Origin of the sequence: Bradyrhizobium sp. th-b2, from assembly GCF_000426785.1 — a bacterium.
Lineage (GTDB): Bacteria > Pseudomonadota > Alphaproteobacteria > Rhizobiales > Xanthobacteraceae > Bradyrhizobium > Bradyrhizobium septentrionale.
Window position 1 is genome coordinate 41974 of record NZ_AUGA01000020.1, and the last position, 15703, is coordinate 57676.

At 64.8% G+C, this 15703-nt stretch carries 16 protein-coding genes; 10 read left to right on the top strand and 6 right to left on the bottom strand.

The features are described 5' to 3' along the window. Window positions 1-137 precede the first annotated feature (137 nt). The 5 genes from K359_RS0123585 to K359_RS0123605 all read left to right on the top strand — a co-directional run bounded on the left by K359_RS0123585 (window position 138) and on the right by K359_RS0123605 (window position 5947). Window positions 138-1658 (top strand): M81 family metallopeptidase, encoded by a 1521-nt coding sequence (locus K359_RS0123585; RefSeq protein ID WP_029081543.1) that lies wholly within the window; start codon window positions 138-140, stop codon window positions 1656-1658. A 5-nt stretch (window positions 1659-1663) separates the two neighbouring features. Next, window positions 1664-2836, top strand: coding sequence for a M20 aminoacylase family protein (locus tag K359_RS0123590; RefSeq protein WP_029081544.1), 1173 nt, complete (start codon window positions 1664-1666; stop codon window positions 2834-2836). Next, on the top strand, window positions 2829-4247 hold the full coding sequence (locus K359_RS0123595; protein WP_029081545.1) for an amidase: 1419 nt from the start codon (window positions 2829-2831) through the stop codon (window positions 4245-4247). Before K359_RS0123590 ends, K359_RS0123595 begins: the two co-directional genes overlap by 8 nt. A gap of 138 nt (window positions 4248-4385) precedes the next feature. Continuing rightward, window positions 4386-5276, top strand: coding sequence for a crotonase/enoyl-CoA hydratase family protein (locus tag K359_RS0123600; RefSeq protein WP_029081546.1), 891 nt, complete (start codon window positions 4386-4388; stop codon window positions 5274-5276). Further along, complete coding sequence (locus tag K359_RS0123605; protein WP_029081547.1) at window positions 5273-5947, top strand: triacylglycerol lipase; 675 nt, start codon at window positions 5273-5275, stop codon at window positions 5945-5947. The genes K359_RS0123600 and K359_RS0123605 overlap by 4 nt, the downstream gene beginning before the upstream one ends. A gap of 77 nt (window positions 5948-6024) precedes the next feature. Here the strand turns inward: K359_RS0123605 and K359_RS0123610 are convergent, their stop codons facing one another. The 3 genes from K359_RS0123610 to K359_RS0123620 form a co-directional block, all read right to left on the bottom strand. Further along, window positions 6025-6999, bottom strand: a complete 975-nt coding sequence (locus K359_RS0123610) for an NADPH:quinone oxidoreductase family protein (protein WP_029081548.1) — start codon at window positions 6997-6999, stop codon at window positions 6025-6027. Continuing rightward, window positions 6999-7610, bottom strand: a complete 612-nt coding sequence (locus tag K359_RS0123615) for a 2-hydroxychromene-2-carboxylate isomerase (protein ID WP_029081549.1) — start codon at window positions 7608-7610, stop codon at window positions 6999-7001. Before K359_RS0123615 ends, K359_RS0123610 begins: the two co-directional genes overlap by 1 nt. Window positions 7611-7748: 138 nt before the next feature. Continuing rightward, on the bottom strand, window positions 7749-8453 hold the full coding sequence (locus K359_RS0123620; protein ID WP_029081550.1) for a glutathione binding-like protein: 705 nt from the start codon (window positions 8451-8453) through the stop codon (window positions 7749-7751). A 99-nt stretch (window positions 8454-8552) separates the two neighbouring features. On the opposite strand from K359_RS0123620, the gene K359_RS0123625 reads away from it, so the two are divergent. Beyond that, complete coding sequence (locus K359_RS0123625) at window positions 8553-9575, top strand: methionine synthase (protein WP_035976962.1); 1023 nt, start codon at window positions 8553-8555, stop codon at window positions 9573-9575. 16 nt (window positions 9576-9591) lie between these two features. On the opposite strand, the gene K359_RS0123630 is transcribed toward K359_RS0123625, so the two are convergent. The 3 genes from K359_RS0123630 to K359_RS0123640 all read right to left on the bottom strand — a co-directional run bounded on the left by K359_RS0123630 (window position 9592) and on the right by K359_RS0123640 (window position 11618). Further along, window positions 9592-10215: a hypothetical protein gene (locus K359_RS0123630; RefSeq protein WP_029081552.1), complete on the bottom strand. Its 624-nt coding sequence runs from the start codon at window positions 10213-10215 to the stop codon at window positions 9592-9594. Window positions 10216-10328: 113 nt separating this feature from the next. After that, window positions 10329-10856 (bottom strand): xanthine phosphoribosyltransferase, encoded by a 528-nt coding sequence (gene gpt, locus K359_RS0123635; RefSeq protein WP_029081553.1) that lies wholly within the window; start codon window positions 10854-10856, stop codon window positions 10329-10331. 6 nt (window positions 10857-10862) lie between these two features. After that, window positions 10863-11618 (bottom strand): molybdopterin-binding protein, encoded by a 756-nt coding sequence (locus K359_RS0123640; protein ID WP_029081554.1) that lies wholly within the window; start codon window positions 11616-11618, stop codon window positions 10863-10865. Between the two features lie 225 nt (window positions 11619-11843). Here K359_RS0123640 and K359_RS0123645 point away from each other — a divergent pair, with 225 nt between their 5' ends. From K359_RS0123645 to K359_RS0123660, 4 genes are all read left to right on the top strand, one after another. Next, the gene (locus K359_RS0123645) at window positions 11844-13262 is read left to right on the top strand and encodes a circularly permuted type 2 ATP-grasp protein (RefSeq protein WP_029081555.1); all 1419 of its coding nucleotides are present in this window, start codon (window positions 11844-11846) and stop codon (window positions 13260-13262) included. 7 nt (window positions 13263-13269) lie between these two features. Next, a complete protein-coding gene (locus tag K359_RS0123650) occupies window positions 13270-14217 on the top strand; it encodes an alpha-E domain-containing protein (protein WP_029081556.1) in 948 nt (315 codons plus the stop codon). A gap of 161 nt (window positions 14218-14378) precedes the next feature. After that, window positions 14379-15221, top strand: a complete 843-nt coding sequence (locus tag K359_RS0123655; RefSeq protein WP_029081557.1) for a transglutaminase family protein — start codon at window positions 14379-14381, stop codon at window positions 15219-15221. A 27-nt stretch (window positions 15222-15248) separates the two neighbouring features. Then, on the top strand, window positions 15249-15659 hold the full coding sequence (locus K359_RS0123660; RefSeq protein WP_029081558.1) for a carboxymuconolactone decarboxylase family protein: 411 nt from the start codon (window positions 15249-15251) through the stop codon (window positions 15657-15659). Window positions 15660-15703 lie beyond the last annotated feature (44 nt).

A 15703-nucleotide genomic window follows, 5' to 3' on the forward strand; every position in this document is an offset into this window, starting at 1 on the left:
ACGTCGCGCCCTAGAGGGTGAGCCGGAAGGTGGACACCGGTTTCTCCGAAAGATCGCGCTCCAACCAACGAGACGAGATCGTGGCGCGGGCCGTTCCATTCGCATCATGATCGAAGAAACGTATCGAGACCAACTTGATGACCCGCATTGCCGTTGGCGGCTTCCTGCACGAGACCAACACCTTCGCACCGACGAAGGCAACCTATGACGACTTCGTGCACGGCGGCGGCTGGCCGTCGATGACGCATGGGGCCGATGTGCTCAAAGTCATGCGCAAGATCAATGTCGGCCTCGCCGGTTTTGTCGAGGCGGCGGAAGCCAATGGCTGGGAGCTGGTGCCGACGATTTTCGCGGCGGCAAGCCCGTCGGCGCATGTGAGCAAGGATGCGTATCAGCGGATCGTGACCGAAATGGTCGACGGCATTGCCGCGGCCGGGCCGATCGATGCGGTCTATCTCGACCTGCACGGCGCCATGGTCGCCGAGCACTATGACGACGGTGAAGGCGAGGTCCTCGCCCGCGTGCGCAAGGTGATCGGTAACGACCTCCGCCTGGTCGTAAGCCTCGATCTGCATGCGAACGTCTCGCCCAAGATGATCGAGCATGCCGATGCGCTGATCGCCTACCGCACCTACCCGCATGTCGATATGGCCGACACCGGCCGCGCCTGCGCCAGGCATCTGGCGCTGCTGCTGAAAACAAAACAACGCTTCGCAAAGGCGTTCCGGCAATTGCCGTTCCTGATTCCGATCAGCTGGCAATGCACCAACGACCAGCCGACCAAGGGCATCTATCAAAAGCTCGCCGCGCTCGAGAGCGACGCGGTGCCGACGCTGTCGTTTGCGCCGGGCTTCCCGGCGGCCGATTTCAGGGATTGCGGGCCGAGCGTGTTCGCCTATGGCCGGACCCAGGCCGATGCGGATGCCGCCGCAGACAAGATTGTCGCCCTGGTCGAAAGCCACGAAGACGATTTCGACGGCCGGATCTATTCGCCCGACGAAGGCGTCCAGCTTGCGATGGAGCTGGCGAAATCGGCGAGCAAGCCGATCATCATCGCCGACACCCAGGACAATCCCGGCGCCGGCGGCGATTCTGACACGACCGGCATGCTGCGCGCGCTGGTGCGCAACAAGGCAAGTGCCGCGACCGGTGTGATCTACGATCCGCAATCGGCGAAAGCCGCGCACACCGCCGGGATCGGCGCGACGGTCACGCTCGAACTCGGCGGCAAGTCCGGCATTCCCGGTGACGCGCCATACCGCGAGACTTTCGTCGTCGAAAAGCTGTCGGACGGCAAGTTCGTCGCACCGGGCCCCTATTTCGGCGGCCGCGACATGGATATGGGTCCTTCCGCCTGCCTGCGCATCGGCGACGTCCGCGTCGTGGTCGGCTCCTACAAGGCCCAGCTTGCCGACCAGTCGATGTATCGCTATGTCGGCATCGAGCCGACGGCGCAGAAGATCCTGGTGAACAAGAGCTCGGTACATTTCCGCGCCGATTTCGAGCCGATCGCCGAAAAGCTGCTGATCTGCGCCGCGCCGGGCGCGATGCCGGCCGATACCGCCACCCTGCCGTGGAAACATTTGCGTCCCGGTATCCGTATCAAGCCCAACGGCCCGACTTTCGCACCCACCTCCCCATCACGTACAAACGGATAGAAACCATGCCGACCATTGAGCGCATCGACAGTTTTGCCGACGAACTCACTGCCATCAGACGGGATCTGCATGCGCATCCCGAGATCGGCTTCGAAGAGGTTCGCACCTCCGGCATCGTCGCCGACAAGCTGACGAGCTGGGGCATCGAGGTGCATCGCGGCCTCGGCGGCACCGGCGTGGTCGGCGTGCTCAAGGGCAAGGGCAGCGGCACCAAAAAGATCGGCCTGCGCGCCGACATGGACGCGCTGCCGATGGAGGAGAACACCAATCTGAAGTGGCGTTCGACCATTCCCGGCCGCTTCCACGGCTGCGGCCATGACGGCCACACCACGATGCTGCTCGGCTCGGCGCGCTATCTCGCCGAGACCCGCAATTTCGACGGCACCGTGCATTTCATCTTCCAGCCGGCCGAGGAAGGCCTCGGCGGCGCCCGCGCCATGATCAAGGACGGCCTGTTCAAGCAGTTCCCCTGCGACGAGGTCTACGGCCTGCACAACGCGCCCGACCTGAACCATGGCGAGATCGCGATCCTGCCGGGACCGGCGATGGCCGGCGCCGACTTCTTCGACATCAAAATCCACGGCTACGGCGCCCATGGCGCGATGCCGGAGCGCTCCAAGGATGCGGTCGTGATCGCGATGACGCTCGGACAGGCGATCCAGTCGATCGTCAGCCGCAATGTCGATCCGCTGCAGCCGGCGGTGGTCTCGATCACCCAGATTCACTCCGGCTCCGCCTACAACGTCATTCCGGGCGAAGCCTGGCTGTGCGGCACCGTGCGCGCCTTCGACGACGACACCCGTGCCCTGATCCGCAAGCGCATGCGCGCGATCTGCGCCGGCATGGCCGCGGCCTATGACGTCGAGATCGAGGCCGATATCCGCGACACGTTCAGCGTGCTGGTGAACCAGGAAGAACAGTCCCGCGTGGTCGAGGAAGTCGCGCGCACCGTCGTCGATCCGGCCAAGGTGCTGACCCGCTCGACGCCCAAGATGGGCAGCGAGGATTTCGCCGAGATGATGCAGGCCATTCCCGGCGCGTATTTCTGGATCGGCCATGACGGTTCAGTGCCAGTGCACAATCCCGGTTACGTTCTCGACGACAAGATCCTGCCGATCGGCGCCAGCATGTTTGCCCGCATCATCGAGAAACGCATGCCGGCAGGTGCCCATGCATAAGCCGAAACCGGACGCCATCACATCGCTGCACGATCTCACGGCCGTCGACCTGCTCGCCGGCTACCGTGCCAAGCAGTTCTCGCCCTCCGAGGTGCTCGAGGAAATCATCTCCCAGGTCGCGACCTGGGAGCCGCACATCAAGGCGCTGTATCTGTACGACCCTGACGGGGCGCGGAAGGTCGCCAAGACCGCGACCGAGCGCTGGCAGCAAGGCGAGCCGGTCGGCACGCTCGATGGCGTGCCCGTCACCATCAAGGACAACGTCGCGACCAAGGGCCAGCCGGTGCCGCTGGGTGCCGCGAGCGTCAAGCTCGCGCCGGCGGAAAAGGATGCGCCGCCTGCCGCGCGGCTGCGCGAGGCCGGCTGCGTGATCTTCTCCAAGACCACGATGCCGGATTACGGCATGCTGTCGTCGGGACTGTCGTCGTTTCATCCCCTCACCCGCAATCCCTGGGATGTCAGCAAGAACCCGGGCGGCTCGAGCGCCGGCGCGGGCGCCGCCGGTGCCGCCGGCTATGGTCCCTTGCATCTCGGCACCGATATCGGCGGCTCGGTGCGGCTGCCGGCCTCCTGGTGCGGCCTCGTCGCCCTGAAGCCGAGCCTCGGCCGCGTGCCGATCGATCCGCCCTATGTCGGCCGCGTTGCCGGTCCGATGACCCGCACCGTCGACGACGCCGCGCTGATGATGAGCGTGCTGTCGCGCCCCGACCGCCGCGACGGCATGAGCCTGCCGGCGCTCGAGGTGAACTGGAAGGCGATCGAGAAGTCGCCGCGCAAGCTGCGCATTGGGCTGATGCTCGACGCCGGATCCGGCCAGAAGGTCGAGAAGGAGGTTCGCGAAATCGTCGTCAAGGCAGCGAAGGCGTTCGAATCCGCCGGCGCCGTCATCACCGAGATCGACGGCATCCTGACCCCCGAGATGCTCGAGGGACTCGACAATTTCTGGCGGGCGCGGACCTGGGACGAGCTGTCGAAATTGTCGCAGGCCGACCGCGGCAAGACCCTGCCCTATATCCTCAACTGGGCCGAGGCCGGCGCAAAGCTCTCCGGCGTCGATGTGATGCGCGGCTTCAACATGACGATGGCGATCCGCGCGGCCGCCGCAAAACTGTTCTGCGAGTTCGACTATGTGATCTCGCCGGTGTCGCCGGCGGTGAACTTCCCGGCGGAGTTCGCAGCCCCACTCAACGACCCCGCAAAGCCGTTCGAGCACATCTGCTTTACCGTGCCGTGGAATATGTCTGAGAACCCGGCGCTGTCGATCAACGCCGGCTACGACAAGAAGGGCTTTCCGATCGGCGTCCAGATCATCGGCCGCCGCTTCGACGACATCGGCGTGCTTGGCATGGGCAAGGCTTTCGAAGGCCTGCGCGGCCCGCAGAAGCCGTGGCCGACGCCGCCGAAGAAGTAGCGCCTCAACGCAAGTCGCGATGCGCGGCACGGGGCACGCCGCGCATCCGACTTCTTCACAAGGGATGATTGCCGGGTTAACTGGATGGAGACGCGCGTAGCGCCGCCCATTCAAGAAAACCGAGAGGAAATCATCCCCATGGCGTATGAGACGATCAAGTACGAGGTCGCCGAGCAAATCCTGACCATCACGCTGAACCGGCCCGACAAGCTCAACGCCTTCAACGCCACAATGCAGCAGGAGCTGATCGACGCGTTCGACAAAGCCGACAAGGACGACGACGTCAGGGCCATCATCGTCACCGGTGCCGGCCGCGGCTTCTGCGCCGGCGCCGATCTGTCGTCCGGCGCCAACACCTTCGACCGCGATGCGCGGCGCGGCCCGGTCAAGCGGCATGCCGACGGCAGCGTCGACTACAGTGATCCGCAGGTGCGTGACGGCGGCGGCCAGGTGACGCTGCGCATCTTCAAGTGCCTGAAGCCGGTGATCGCCGCGGTGAACGGTCCGGCGGTCGGCATCGGCGTCACCATGCAGCTTGCGATGGATATCCGCATTGCGTCGGACGCGGCGCGCTTCGGCTTCGTGTTCTCCCAGCGCGGCATCGTGCCGGAGGCCGCTTCGAGCTGGTTCCTGCCGCGCATCGTCGGCATCTCGCAGGCGCTGGAGTGGTGCTATTCCGGCCGCGTCTTCCCGGCGCAGGAAGCGCTCGCCGGCCGCCTCGTCAGCAAGGTGGTACCGCCGGACGACCTGCTGCCGACCGCGCGCGCGCTCGCCATGGAGTTCGCGGCCAAGACCGCGCCGGTGTCGGTGGCGCTGATCCGCCAGATGATGTGGCGGATGATGGGCGCCGACGATCCGATGGAGGCGCACAAGGTCGACAGCCGCGGCATCTATGCCCGCGGCCGCTCCGACGACGTCAAGGAAGGCGTGGTGTCGTTCCTGGAAAAGCGCCCCGCGCAGTTCAAGAACAAGGTGTCGTCTGATATGCCCGACTATTTCCCATGGTGGCAAGAGCGCGACTATAAGTGAGCGAACGGCGTCCCGCGGCGTCTCCATCCGACGGCGTCGTCCTGCTGCATGGCATCGGCAGGACGGCGCGCTCGTTTCGCCGGATGGAGCTGGCGCTTGATGATGCCGGCTTTGCTACCCTCAATCTCGACTATGACAGTCGGCGTAAGCCGCTCGATGCGCTGGCCGAAGACATCCATCCTGCGCTCGACCGGTTCGCGCACAGCCTCGATGGCGCCGTGCATTTCGTCTGCCATTCGATGGGCGGGCTCCTGGCTCGCGTCTATCTGGCACAACATCGCCCGGCCCGGCTCGGCCGCGTCGTGATGCTGGGCACGCCGAACGGCGGCAGCGAGATCGCCGACCGCCTGAAAAACCTCGCCGCCTATCGCGCCTTCTTCGGTCCGGCCGGCCAGCAGCTCGTCACCCGCCGCGATGCCGCGACCAGTGCGCTGCTGCCGGCGATCGATTACCCGACCGGCATCATCGCCGGCAACCGCTCGGTCTATCCGATCACATCCATCGGCCTGCCGCGACCGCATGACGGACGGGTGTCGGTCGCCAACACCCGGCTCGACGGCATGGCCGATCACATCGTGATCCGCACCTCGCATCCCTGGCTGGTGCGCAACGCGGACGCGATCGCGCAGACGGTTGCGTTTTTGCGGGAGGGGAAGTTCGAAAAAGCGTAGGGTGGATTAGCGAAGCGTAATCCACCGCTTCTCGGCAAAGCGCGGCGGGTTATGCTTTGCGGCTAACCCGCCCTACTTCATCTGGTCATCAGCGCCACACGCCCGATGGCCCTGCGCTCAATCAGCAGCCGCATCGCCTTCGCATAGTCCTCCAGCGGCAGCCGGTGTGAGATGTTTGGCCGCACCCGGCCGGCCTCGGCCCATTCGCTCAATGCCTTGAACCTGACCTCGCCGAGCGCGGGGTTCTTCCGCACCGCCTCACCGGCGCGGACGCCGAGCACGCTCGCGCCCTTGATCATCAACAGATTGGTGCGGGGAAGCCCGATGCCGCCGGTGAAGCCGACCACGAGAATCCGCGCCCCCCAGTTGATGCAGCGCATCGAGTTCTCGAACACCTCGCCGCCGACGGGATCGAACACGACGTCGGCGCCGCGGCCATCGGTGAGGCGCTTGACCGCGTCGCGGAACGGCTCGCGCGCATAGAGCACGAGATGATCCGCGCCGCGCGCCTTAGCGATCGCAAGCTTCTCCTCGCTGGAGGCTGCCGCGATCACGGTGGCGCCGAGCAGCTTGCCGATCTCGACCGCGGCAAGCCCGACGCCTCCGCCGGCACCGTGCACCAGCAGCACCTCACCGGGCTGGATCTGCCCGCGATCGATCAGCGCGTGATACGCGGTGCCGTGCGCGGCAAGGAAGGTCGCGCCTTCGGCATAGTCGAAGGTCGACGGCACCGGCACGAGCTGCGACGGCACAGCAACCGTCTCATCGCAATAGGCGCCGAAGCGCATCTTGACGATCACCTTGTCGCCGACGGCGACGCCAGCGGCATCGTTGACCTCGACGACATCGCCGGCGGCTTCCGAGCCCGGCGTGAACGGCAGCGGCGGCTTGAGCTGGTACTCGCCGGCGGCCATCAGGATGTCGGGGAAATTGATCCCGGCGGCGCGGATCGCAACACGCACCTCGCCCGGCTTCAGCGGCACCGAGGCGAAGTTTTCCAGCTGCAGGCGCTCGGGCGGCCCGAGCTCGCGGCAAACAACGGCTTTCGGCATCAGGCAGCTCTCGCCTTGAGACGTGCCAGCGCCTCGCGGATCAGCGGCAGGCGGTCGTTGCCGAAATACATGTCGGTCTTGTCGAGATAGATCGTGGGCGAGCCGAAGCCGCCGCGCGCCATCACCTCCTCGGTGTTGGCCTTGAGCTGGTCCTTGATCGCCTGATCGCCGATGCCGGCAAGGAACTTTGCGGGATCGATCCCGACCTTGGTGCAGATCTCGGCCAACACCGCGTCCTGCGAGATGTCCTTGTCGTCGCCCCAATAGGCCTCGAACACGGCGCGCGCGAACGGCACCATCTTCTCGTTGCCGAGAAGGATGCAGCCGCGCATTGCCTTCACGCTGTTCACCGGGAATACGGTCGGCGGCATCTTGATCGCAAGGCCCACCGAGCGCGCCCAGTCGGCGAGATCCTTCTTCATGTAGCGCGCCTTCAGCGGCACCGGCGTCTCGCGCTGCGCGTAGACCGACGGATTGACGGTATTGAAGATGCCGCCGACCAGGATCGGCCGCCAGCTGATCGGAGCGTCGAACTCCTTCGCAAGCGGCTGGATGTTGTGCCAGGCCAGATAGGTCCACGGGCTGGAACAGTCGAAGAAGAATTCGATCATGGCGTTTTCCCTCAGAGTTTCATTCTTTCATTCTCGTCATTCCGGGGCGCGCCCCTTGGCGCGAGCCGGAATCCATATTCACGATGGTGGTTATGGATTCCGGGCTCGCGACTACGTCGCGCCCCGGAATGACGACAATCATTTCCTCTCGACCAGCTCCTTCGCACGCTGGCCGAACATGTTCTTGCGTGATTCCTCGTCAAACGGTTCCTTGACGAATTTTCCGATCGCCAGCCCCGCCTGCAGCTGCGGGCGGGCGCGCACGGCCGCGTACCAGCGCTTGATGTTCGGGTAATCGTCGAGGGTAAAGCCCTGCGCCTTGTGGGTCATGGTCCAGGGGAAGCAGGCGATGTCGGCGATCGAATAGTCGTCGCCGGCGATGTAGGCACCGGTCTTGCCGAGCTGGCGATCGAGCACGCCGTAGAGCCGCGCCGTCTCGTCGCGGTAGCGCTGGATCCCATAGGGAATCTTCTCGGCCGCATAAAGCGCGAAATGGCCGTGCTGGCCGAGCATCGGCCCAAGGCCGCCCACCTGCCACATCACCCATTGGATGACATTCGACCGCGCACGCAGCTCCCGGGACAGGAAGCGGCCGGTCTTGTCGGCGAGATAGATCAGGATCGCGCCGGTCTCGAACACCGGGAACGGCCCGCCGCCATCGGCAGGCGCATGGTCGACGATCGCGGGGATGCGGTTGTTCGGGCTGATCGCCAGGAACTCGGGCCGAAACTGCTCGCCGGCGCGGATGTTCACCGGGATCACCTGATAGGGCAGCCCCAGTTCCTCCAGCATGATCGAGATCTTCCAGCCGTTCGGCGTCGGCGCGTAGTGCAGGTCGATCATCGGCGTCCTATTCCCCATCACAAAGACTTTTGTTGTTCTGTACCTCCACCTTAGGACATGGCACACAGGCGCTCAATCAGAACCCATCGGGAGGCACCCATGCTGTTTCCAACCACGATCGCAGGCTCCCTGCCGAAGCCGGAATGGCTCGCCGAACCGAACATGCTGTGGGCGCCCTGGAAGTCGGACGGCGCCGAGCTCGCCCGCGCCAAGCGCGATGCCACGGTGCTTGCGGTCAAGCTGCAGGAGGATGCCGGCGTCGACATCGTCACCGAGGGCGAGCAGGCGCGCCAGCACTTCGTGCACGGTTTTCTGGAGCGGATCGAGGGCATCGATTTTGCCCACAAGGTCGAGATGGGCATCCGCAAGGACCGCTACAAGGCGATGGTGCCGCAGGTGGTCGCGCCGCTGCAACTCAAGGGCCGTGTCCACGAAAGCGAGGCGCGCGCGGCACGCGCCCACACCAAAAACAGGCTGAAGTTCACCCTGCCCGGCCCGATGACGATCATCGATACCATCGCCGACCAATACTATGGCGACCGCGTGAAGATGGCCTTCGCCTTCGCCGAGCTATTGAACCAGGAAGCCAGGGCGTTGCAGGCCGACGGCGTTGACATGATCCAGTTCGATGAGCCCGCGTTCAATGTCTACATGGATGAGGTCCGCGACTGGGGCATCAAGGCGCTGGAGCGCGCCGCCGAGGGCCTGACCTGCGCCACGGCGGTTCACATCTGCTACGGCTACGGCATCAAGGCCAACACCGACTGGAAGCAGACGCTCGGCGGCGAGTGGCGGCAATATGAAGAGACTTTCCCGGTGATCGACAAGAGCACGATCCAGCAGGTCGCGATCGAATGTCGCAACTCGAAGGTGCCGATCGAGCTGCTCGCGGCGCTGCCCGGCAAGATCGTGCAGGCCGGCGTGATCGACGTCGCCAGCGACGAGGTCGAGACCGCCGAGGATGTCGTCAAGGTGATCGAGGCGGTCGCGAAATTCGTGCCGAAGGGCAACATCATCGCGACCACCAATTGCGGCATGGCCCCGATGCGGCGGGACATCGCCGAAGCCAAGCTGATTGCGCTCGGTGCGGGTGCAAAGCTGGCGCGACAACGGTTGGCGTAAGGGCAGCAGCGGCGGCTCAGCCCAAAGCAGTCGCCGCGCTCGGATGCAACACCGGCCAATAGCCGGCCTGAAACGCGCGGACAGTCGACGGCGGCGTCAGCAGCATCGCGGGACCGGTCACATCAGCCCGGTCGTAACCGGCGAACGACCAGCGCAACGTCTTGCCATTGGCGACAAGATAGCTTTCCCCGTTCGCCTGCACCATCGTGCCGTCGGGCAGTTCGTGCAGCTTGAGCGGCAACGGATGCAGCCGCTTCCTGCCGCGAGCGAGCCGCTCGGCATGCAGCATCGCATCCATCGCCTTGGCACTGAGATCGTTGACGCCGTTGCCGCTCTCCCAGGCCGTGCGAAACCGCTTGGCGTCATCGCGGCGGCAGTAGAAGCACGGCCGGTGCCCGGCTGCGAAGGCGGTCGCTTCATCAAGGAAGAACAGTTCGGTCCAGCTCTGCCGGCTCATCACCTTGCGCCGCCGTCCCCTGAACTCGCAGACACAGGTGAGCCACGCCGGCGACGACCAGCGCTTGTTCAAGAGCGTCCGCGTCGCCGGATCGTGGATGATGCCGCGATTGCCGGTGAAGGTGCCGCGATGTTCTGACGCGACGATGTCTCCGGTCGGGGTGACGCGGTTTTGCAGGGGCATGGCGAACCTTTAGCCACAACCGTCATTGCGAGGAGCGTCAGCGACGAAGCAATCCATGCATCCACGGGTGCGGCGCGATAGATTGCTTCGCTTCGCTCGCAATGACGGTCAAGTTACGCCGCCCCGTCGCGGATCGGCGGCTGGAACGACAGCGCGGTATCCCAGGGAAAGAAGATCCAGGTGTCCTGCGACACCTCGGTGATGTAGGTGTCGACCAGCGGCCGTCCCTTCGGCTTGGCGTAGACGGTTGCGAAATGCGCGTCGGGCAGCAGCTCGCGCACCAGCTTGCCGGTCTTGCCGGTATCGACGAGGTCGTCGACGATCAGAAGCCCCTTGCCGGTGCCGCCGCCGAGCTTGGCGGTTTGCTCCGAAATGCCCTTGAGCACTTTCAGATCGCCCTGCTTGTCATGGTCGTAGCTCGCGACGCAGACCGTATCGATGATCCGCAGCCCGAGTTCGCGCGCCACGATCGCGGCCGGCACCAGTCCGCCGCGGGTGATGGCGATCACCGCATGGAACGGGCCGACCTCGTTGAGCCGCCAGGTCAGCGCCCGGCAATCCCGGTGGAATTGATCCCACGAGACCGGGAACGGCCTGCCGGCCCGCTCCTGCGCACTCGGTTCAGAACTTCTCTCGACCATATCGTCTCAACCCGCTGCCGGCTTTTTCTGCGCGGCCTGCACCTGCTTCAGCATGTCCTTCACCGCGGCCATCGCAGCCGCGAGCTTCTCCGAATCGCGCGAGCGCACCACCAGATTGGTGTTCGGCTTCTGGTTCTCATCCTGGAACGGATAGCTGCCGATGATGGTGTCGGGATGGGCCTCCGCGATCGCCCGCAGCGGACCACCGATATCGCCTTCCCGCGCGTCAGCGCGGACAGAATCCGACAGCATCCGCTGGCCGGATTTCAAGGTCGGCGCCACGATGTCCATCATCGCCTGCATGATGGTGGGGATACCGGCCATCACGATGACATTGCCGAGCTTGAAGCCCGGCGCCAAGATGGTCGCGCTCTGGATCAGCTCGGCGCCGTCGGGCACCCGGGCCATCCGGAGCCGCGCCTCGTTGAGGTCCTGCTCGCTCCAGCGCTCCCTGAACCGCGCCACCACGTCAGGATGATGGTGGATCTCGACCCCGAATGCCTTCGCGACGCTGTCGGCGGTGATGTCGTCATGGGTCGGCCCGATGCCGCCGGTGGTGAACACGTAGTTGTATCTATGCCGCAGCGCATCAAGGGCGGCGATGATGTCGGCCTCGTCGTCGGCGACGACGCGGACCTCCTTGAGGTCGATGCCGATATTGGTCAGGTATTCGGCGATGAAGCCGATGTTCTTGTCCTTGGTCCGGCCGGACAGGATCTCGTCGCCGATCACCAATATCCCCGCCGTGACAATCTCGCTCATGGTCTCATTCCCTAACTTGATCCCCTGACATTGCCGACCCAATGCCTTGATGTCACGAGGTTTTGCCGCCGAATTAAGCAGACCTCAGCCGGTTTTTCGGGCAGGCCTTCCGTCTCACCCTTAGCAAATGCCATAAGCCAATGCATATCGCGCTGGCCCGCCCCTTGCTACCATCCCATCAAGTCATGCACTGTGTCACATGGCTTGGGAGGGCAGTCAGGATATATGGCAGTCGCGTTCGATGAGATGAACGGCCTTGGCGAGGACCTTCGCCCGGCCTACCAGGAGCTTTCCCGCTGGCTCAAAGAGACGCCGCCGGATGCGCTCGAATATCGACGCCAGGAAGCGGAGCTCTTGTTCCGCCGGATCGGCATCACCTTCGCGGTCTATGGCGATACCGAAGCCCAGGAGCGGCTGATCCCGTTCGACGTCATTCCGCGCATCATGTCGGCGAACGAATGGACGCTGCTGGAGAAAGGCCTCAAGCAGCGCGTGCTCGCGCTCAACATGTTCCTCAAGGACATCTATCACGGCCGCGACATTCTGCGCGCCAACGTCATCCCCGAGGATTTGATCTTCCAGAACCCGGTGTTCCGTCCGGAGATGAACGGCCAGGACGTGCCGCACGACATCTACGTGCACATCGCCGGCATCGACATCATCCGCACCGATCCCGACAACTTCATCGTGCTGGAGGACAATGCACGGACGCCGTCCGGCGTCTCCTACATGCTGGAAAACCGCGAGATCATGATGCGGCTGTTTCCGGACCTGTTCGCGCGGCACCGCGTCGCGCCGGTCGAGCGCTATCCTGACGAGCTGTTGTCGGCGCTGCGCTCGGTGGCGCCGCACAGCGCCTCCGCCGAGCCGACGGTGGCGCTGATGACGCCCGGCGTCTACAACTCCGCCTATTACGAGCACTCGTTCCTGGCCGACAAGCTCGGCATCGAGCTGGTCGAGGGGCGCGACCTCATCGTCAAGAACGACGAGGTGTTCATGCGCACCACCGAGGGGCTGAAGCGGGTCGACGTGATCTACCGTCGCGTCGACGACGATTTCCTCGACCCTCTCACCTTCCGCCCGGATTCCGCGCTCGGCGTTCCCGGGCTGATGTCGGCCTATGCGGCCGGCAACATCACGCTTGCCAACGCGGTCGGCACCGGCATCGCCGACGACAAGGCGATCTATTCCTACATGCCCGACATCGTGAAGTTCTACCTCAGCGAGGAGCCGATCCTGAAGAACGTGCAGACCTGGCGCTGCCGCGAAGCGCAGGATCTGTCCTACGTGCTCGACAACCTCGCCGACCTCGTCGTCAAGGAGGTGCACGGCTCGGGCGGCTACGGCATGCTGATCGGCCCGGCCGCCACCAAGGCCACCATCGAGGCGTTCCGCGACAAGCTCAAGCGCGAGCCCGAAGGCTTCATTGCCCAGCCGACGCTGGCGCTGTCGACCTGCCCGACCTGCACCGACAAGGGTCTGGCGCCGCGCCATGTCGACCTTCGCCCGTTCGTGCTGACCGGCAGCAGCCAGACCACCATCGTGCCCGGCGGGCTGACCCGCGTCGCGCTGAAGGAAGGCTCGCTCGTGGTCAATTCGAGCCAGGGCGGCGGCACCAAGGACACCTGGATTCTAAGCGAGTAGTTGAAGCATGCTGTCGCGCACCGCCGAAAATCTGTTCTGGCTCGCCCGTTACGTCGAACGTGCCGAATATCTGGCGCGCACGATCGACGCCACGCTGCGCGTCACCGCGCTGCCCGCGGCCTATATCGGCAAGACCAATGAGTGGGATTCCGCGCTGCTCACCGCCGGCGTCGGCGCGAGCTTCTACGATCACTACCCGGAAGCCAACCAGCAGAACGTCGTCGAATATCTCTCCTTCTCGTCGGAGAACCCCTCCTCGATCAAGAACTGCATCGAGGCAGCCCGGCTCAATTCACGCTCGGTGCGCACCGCGCTGACCTCGGAAATGTGGGACACGATCAATTCGGCCTGGATTGAGTTGCAGGCGGTGTGGGGCAAGGGCGGGACCGGCAGCCGCGAGGAATTGGCCAAATTCCTGCGCTTCGTGCAGGAGACCTCGCTGCGCTTCGACGGCTCAGCCTACCGCACCATGCTGCGCAACGACGCCTATTGGTTCTCGCGGCTCGGGGTGCATCTCGAGCGCGCCGACAACACCGCGCGCATTCTCGACGTGAAGTATCACATGCTGCTGCCCGAAGAGGAGCATGTCGGCGGCCCGCTGGATTACTACCAGTGGACCTCGATCCTGCGCTCGGTGTCGGCAACGACCGCCTATCACTGGGTCTACCGGGAAACCCTGAAGCCCTGGCTGATCGCCGACCTGCTGATCCTCAACGACACGCTGCCGCGGTCGCTCGCCAGCTGCTACAGCAACCTCGTGCGCAATCTGGACCAGATCGGCGTCGCCTATGGCCGCCAGGGCGCCGCCCAGCGCCACGCCCGCGGCATCAGGAACCGGCTCGAGCACAGCCATATGGACGACATCTTCCAGCACGGCGTGCACGAGTTCATCCAGGAATTCATCGCGGACAACTCACGGCTCGGTGAGATCGTCACCAAGCAGTACCTGATTTGACCGGTTTTGACGCAAAATCCCGTCATGACCGGGCTTGACCCGGCCATCCACGTCTTGCTTTGAAGGACGATAAGGGCGAAAGACGAACGCTAGGAGCATCTGGCGAGGACGCGCTTCGCGCTTTTGCTCTGATATAACGATCCCGACTGTGTTGGTCGACCATGCGCCTGCGGATAGCCCACACCACCACCTATCGCTACGAGCCGGCGGCCTCGGGCGTGATCCAGATCCTGCGGATGACGCCGGGCAGCCATGACGGCCAGTACGTCGCGGATTGGCAGATCGACGTCTCGACCGATTCCCGGCTCGACACCCATGAGGACGCTTTCGGCAACGTCACCCACGTGCTGACCCACGGCGCGATCAGCGACCTCACCATCCATTGCGAAGGCCTGGTCGAGACTCAGGACACCGGCGGCGTGCTGCGCGGTAGCGACGAGCGGTTTCCGCCGAGCCTGTTCCTGCGGCCCACACCGCTGACCGACCTCAACCCGGCCATGACCGCCTCCGTGCGCGAGCTGCGGGCGGCGGCCGGCGCGGACGTGCTCGGCTTCTTGCACGCGCAGATGGCGCAGATTTACGAGCACATGACGTTTGACGAGGATCCAACCAACAGCGCCACCTCGGCCTCCGAGGCGTTCGCGCTGAAGCGCGGCGTCTGCCAGGATTACGCGCATATCCTGATCGCGTGCGCGCGCGCCGGCGGCGTGCCGGCGCGGTTCGTCTCCGGCCACTTCCTGCGCTCCGACGGCATGGTCAACCAGCAGGCCGGTCATGCCTGGGCCGAGGCGTTCGTGCCCAATCTCGGCTGGGTCGGCTTCGACGCCGCCAACGGCATTTGCACCACCGACGCTCATGCCCGCGTCGCGATCGGCCTCGACTATCTCGGCGCCGCCCCGGTCCGCGGCACCCGCTATGGCGGCGGCAGCGAGACGCTGTCGGTCGCGGTCAAGGTCGATCAGGCCGGGCGCCCCGGACAATGGCAGAGCCAGACGCAGTCGTAGCTGCTAGTCCGATTAGCGAGACACACCATGGCCACCGTAAAACTGCTGTCCGACGATGAACTCTCGCCGGAGGCGCGCGCCGTCTTCGATGACATCCGCACGACGCGAAAGTCGGACTTCGTCAACAATTTCTGGCGCGCGCTGGCGCATGATCCGAAGACCTTGCGGCGAACCTGGGAGAGCATCAAGGAGGTGATGGCGCCGGGAGCGCTGGATCCGAAGGTCAAGGAAATGCTCTACGTTGCGGTCTCGGTGGCCCATGGCTGCAGCTACTGCATTCATTCGCACACCGCGAGCGCCCGCGCCAAGGGCATGACCGAGGCCGAATATCTGGAAATGCTGGCGATCGTCGGCATGGCCGCCGAGACCAACCGGCTGGTCACGGCGCTCGGCGTGCCGGTGGACGAGGCGTTCCTCGTCGATGCACCGGATGCGTAGGCTGGACGCTTTGCTTTGCCTGCCCTCATCCTGTCATTCCGGGG

Coding starts and splice junctions, on each gene's coding strand:
- K359_RS0123585 (WP_029081543.1), top strand. CDS start 138: ATGACCCGCATTGCCGTTGGCGGCTTCCTGCACGAGACCAACACCTTC.
- K359_RS0123590 (WP_029081544.1), top strand. CDS start 1,664: ATGCCGACCATTGAGCGCATCGACAGTTTTGCCGACGAACTCACTGCC.
- K359_RS0123595 (WP_029081545.1), top strand. CDS start 2,829: ATGCATAAGCCGAAACCGGACGCCATCACATCGCTGCACGATCTCACG.
- K359_RS0123600 (WP_029081546.1), top strand. CDS start 4,386: ATGGCGTATGAGACGATCAAGTACGAGGTCGCCGAGCAAATCCTGACC.
- K359_RS0123610 (WP_029081548.1), bottom strand. CDS start 6,999: ATGCCGAAAGCCGTTGTTTGCCGCGAGCTCGGGCCGCCCGAGCGCCTG.
- K359_RS0123615 (WP_029081549.1), bottom strand. CDS start 7,610: ATGATCGAATTCTTCTTCGACTGTTCCAGCCCGTGGACCTATCTGGCC.
- K359_RS0123620 (WP_029081550.1), bottom strand. CDS start 8,453: ATGATCGACCTGCACTACGCGCCGACGCCGAACGGCTGGAAGATCTCG.
- K359_RS0123625 (WP_035976962.1), top strand. CDS start 8,553: ATGCTGTTTCCAACCACGATCGCAGGCTCCCTGCCGAAGCCGGAATGG.
- K359_RS0123630 (WP_029081552.1), bottom strand. CDS start 10,215: ATGCCCCTGCAAAACCGCGTCACCCCGACCGGAGACATCGTCGCGTCA.
- gpt (WP_029081553.1), bottom strand. CDS start 10,856: ATGGTCGAGAGAAGTTCTGAACCGAGTGCGCAGGAGCGGGCCGGCAGG.
- K359_RS0123640 (WP_029081554.1), bottom strand. CDS start 11,618: ATGAGCGAGATTGTCACGGCGGGGATATTGGTGATCGGCGACGAGATC.
- K359_RS0123645 (WP_029081555.1), top strand. CDS start 11,844: ATGGCAGTCGCGTTCGATGAGATGAACGGCCTTGGCGAGGACCTTCGC.
- K359_RS0123650 (WP_029081556.1), top strand. CDS start 13,270: ATGCTGTCGCGCACCGCCGAAAATCTGTTCTGGCTCGCCCGTTACGTC.
- K359_RS0123655 (WP_029081557.1), top strand. CDS start 14,379: ATGCGCCTGCGGATAGCCCACACCACCACCTATCGCTACGAGCCGGCG.
- K359_RS0123660 (WP_029081558.1), top strand. CDS start 15,249: ATGGCCACCGTAAAACTGCTGTCCGACGATGAACTCTCGCCGGAGGCG.